The 2762-nt window shown below is 77.4% G+C and carries 2 protein-coding genes and 1 pseudogene; all 3 read right to left on the bottom strand.

Annotated features, from left to right (window positions below; translation table 11 throughout):
- A pseudogene (locus Q0195_RS12455) lies at positions 1-477 on the bottom strand (glycosyltransferase family 9 protein); the annotation flags it as partial.
- Positions 474-1988, bottom strand: a complete 1515-nt coding sequence (locus Q0195_RS12450; protein WP_299279042.1) for an HAD-IIIA family hydrolase — start codon at positions 1986-1988, stop codon at positions 474-476. The pseudogene Q0195_RS12455 and the gene Q0195_RS12450, both read right to left, overlap by 4 nt.
- A partial coding sequence (locus tag Q0195_RS12445) for a carbamoyltransferase C-terminal domain-containing protein (protein ID WP_299279040.1) occupies positions 1985-2762 on the bottom strand: 778 nt, incomplete at its 5' end. The genes Q0195_RS12450 and Q0195_RS12445, both read right to left, overlap by 4 nt.

The following is a 2762-nucleotide window of genomic DNA, read 5'->3' as shown; positions in this document are numbered from 1 at the left end:
GGCGAGGCGGCCGTCGTCGCCGGGCGGCGGCTCGGCCCCGGCGGCGCGGGCCAGGTCCAGAGCGGCCTCGGCCTCGTGCAGACCGTCGGGGCGGCGGTGCCGCAGGTCGAGCAGCGAGCCGGGGTAGTCGACGCACGTCGCGGCGACGTACGGGATCCCGGCGAGCTTGGCCAGCAGGGCCATGGGCAGCGGGCTCTGGTGGAAGGAGGTGAAGACCACCGCGCGGTCGTAACGTCGAGCCGCGAGCGTGTCGACCAGCCGCGCGAGGACGTCCCGGTCCACGGGCGGCGGCCGGTACCCGGACCACGGCGCGTCGGTGAGGAGGACGTCGCGCACGCCCGGCAGCAGCCGCGCCGCCCCGACGCCGGAGGGCCCGGCGAGCATGTCGACGTCGTCGGTCGCGGCCAGTGCGCGGACCGCGGGCCCGGTGAGGAGGACGTCGCCGTCGTTGTCGAGACGGACCGCCAGGGTGCTCATCGAGCACGTCCGGCGAGCGTGAGGACGTGGTCGACGGCGGCGGCGAGGTCGGGTGCGACGTGGTCCGCCCGCTCGACCTCCTCGGCGCGCGTGACCGGCGTGGGGACGAGCACCGCGTGCGCGCCCGCCGCCCGCGCGGCCTCGACGTCGCTGCCGACGTCCCCGACCACGACGCACTCGTGTGGCGCCACCGCCAGCGTCTGCGCCGCGCGTACGACGAGGCCGGGCCCGGGCTTGCGGCAGGTGCAGCCGTCGTCGGGGCCGTGCGGGCAGTGCTCCACGGTGCCCAGGGGGCCCAGGAGCTCGGTGACCCGGGCGTTGACCCGGGCGACGTCGTCCTCGGTGATGAGGCCGCGGGCCACACCGGACTGGTTCGTCACCATGCCGAGCCGCAGCCCGGCGCCGCGCAGCCGGCGCAGCGCCTCCTCGGCCTCCGGGACGGGTCGGACCCGCGCCGGGTCGCCGTTGTAGGGGACGTCCTCGACGAGCGTGCCGTCCCGGTCGAGCAGCACGGCCCGCACGGGCGGTGGCCACGGGGACACCCCGCGGTGGCGGACGGTGCCACGCAGGCGGTGCCCCACCGCCGCCCATGGGATGAGCACGCTCGTCCACGCCATCCGGCCCCACTCACCCGCCCAGCCCTCCTCGCCCGGGCGTGGCCCGGGAGCGACCCGACGCACGGCGAAGTCGGCGGTGAGCCCTGCCCACGCGGCAGCGGCGGCAAGGGCGGCCCGCCGGCGGCGTCCGGCGGCCAGGGCCAGGGCGGCGGTCCCGGCGGCGACCGTCGCGACGTGCCACCGGAAGCGACCGCGTCCGGTGCCGCCGAGGGTCCGCCAGCGCGGGCCGTGCAGTGCCCGCATGAGCGCGTCGGAGGCCGCCCCGGCCTGCATCCGCAGGCTCACCGCCGCGTCGGCCGGCCGGACGGGGTGGACGATCTCCCGCTCCCCGCGGGTGAGCCGCCAGCCCGCCAGCGAGACCCGCAACGCGAGGTCGGCGTCCTCCCGGAAGGCGCGCGGGAACCGCTCGTCGAAGCCGTGTACCTGCGCCAGTGCAGCGCGGCGGTAGGCCATGTCCGCCGTCGCCCACAGCGCCGTCTCCAGCCCCGCGGTGTTGCGCTCCCAGTCCGTCGGGCGGCGGTGCGCCGGGAGCGGGACGGAGATCCGGCCCTGGCTGGCGCCGACGTCGGGCTCGGCGGCGGCGAGGTCGGCGGCGAGCCGATCGGACCAGTCCGCGGGCAGCCGGACGTCGTCGTCGAGGAACGCGACCCACTCCGTGGCTGCGGTGCGCCACCCGGCGTTGCGGGCCGCCGCAGGCCCGCGACCACCCGAGCGCAGGACGCGGACCGGGACAGCGCCGTCGGGCAGCTCGAGGTCGGCGGTGTCGACCAGCGGGCGGTCGTCGACGACGATGACCTCCTGCGGGGCCGGCCCGCTCTGGCGGTGGAGGTCGGTGAGGACGTCGGTGAGCGAGGGGCGGCCCACGGTGGGTAGGACGACCGAGTAGGTGCTCACCTGGCCGCCACCCGGGTGTCGTCCTGCGCGGCGCTGCGCTCGGCCGCGGAGGCGGAGGTGCCGAAGAGCTGCGCCCGGCGGATCAGGTGCGGCCCCAGGACCAGGAGGTCGACCGGGGCGGAGCCGAAGAGCTCGAGCGCGTCTCGCGGGTCGTCGACCATCGGGCGGCCCGCGGTGTTGAGGCTCGTGTTGATGACGACGGGCAGGCCCGTGCGGCCGGCGAAGTGCTCGATCGTCGCACCGAGCCGTGGCTGCCGCGCCGGGTCGACCGTCTGGATGCGGGCGGTGCCGTCGACGTGGACCGCGGCCGGGATCCGGTCGCGCCACTCGGGGCGGACAGTGTGGACGAAGAGCATGTACGGGCTCGGGATCGGGCCGTCGGTGAAGATCTCGGCCGCCCGGTCGGCGAGCACCATCGGCGCCACGGGCCGGAACTGCTCCCGGCCCTTGACGTCGTTGAGCCGCTCGAGGTTCTCCACCAGCCCGGGATGGGCGAGCAGTGAGCGGTGCCCCAGCGCGCGGGGGCCGAACTCGCTGCGCCCGTCGAACCAGGCGACGACGCCGTTGTCCGCGAGCACCGCGGCCACCTGGTCGGGGAGGTCCTCCGGGGTGGTGAAGGGCACCTTGGCCCGGCGCAGCCACCCGGCCAGCTCGTCGTCGGTCCACGAGCGGCCCAGGTCCGCACCCGCGATGGGGCGAGGCTCGTCGGCGCGGTCGGCGGCCACCTGGAGCGCCGCGCCGAGGGAGGTGCCGGCGTCGCCGGCGGCGGGCTGC

It is taken from the genome of uncultured Georgenia sp. (genome assembly GCF_937958535.1).
Lineage (GTDB): Bacteria > Actinomycetota > Actinomycetes > Actinomycetales > Actinomycetaceae > Oceanitalea.
Note: the sequence above shows the minus strand (reverse complement) of the source record. Positions and strands in the feature narration are given on the sequence as shown.